This is a genomic window from Marinimicrobium sp. UBA4209 (assembly GCF_002381585.1).
GTDB classification, from domain to species: domain Bacteria; phylum Pseudomonadota; class Gammaproteobacteria; order Pseudomonadales; family Cellvibrionaceae; genus Marinimicrobium; species Marinimicrobium koreense.
In genome coordinates, this window is record NZ_DFTP01000115.1 from 20,706 (window position 1) to 21,094 (window position 389).

Annotated in this window: 1 pseudogene; it reads left to right on the plus strand. The window is 60.4% G+C overall.

From position 1 onward, the window contains the following. Window positions 1-315 (plus strand): annotated as a pseudogene (gene hslU / locus B3187_RS16995) (HslU--HslV peptidase ATPase subunit); the annotation flags it as partial. Window positions 316-389 lie beyond the last annotated feature (74 nt).

The window sequence follows — 389 nt, forward strand, 5'->3', positions numbered from 1 at the left end:
GACTTCGAACGCATCCTCACCGAACCCAGCGCCTCCCTGACCGAACAACACCAGGCGCTGCTCAAAACCGAAGGCGTCGAAGTGGTCTTCAAACCCGACGGCATCCGCCGCATTGCGGAGACCGCCTTCGAAGTCAACGAAAGCACCGAAAACATCGGCGCCCGCCGCCTCCACACCCTGCTCGAACGCCTCCTCGAAGACGTCTCCTTCGACTCCGGCAGCCAGCAGACCAGCGTGGAAATCGACGCCGATTACGTGCAGAAGCAGTTGGGTGAACTGGCGAAGGATGAGGACCTGAGTCGGTATATCCTGTAGTTGGGTCAACAAGGTCGCTCCATAACAGGGGCGAGCCCCGGGGTGTTGTTGCAAGACCGTAAGCGGAGGGACTC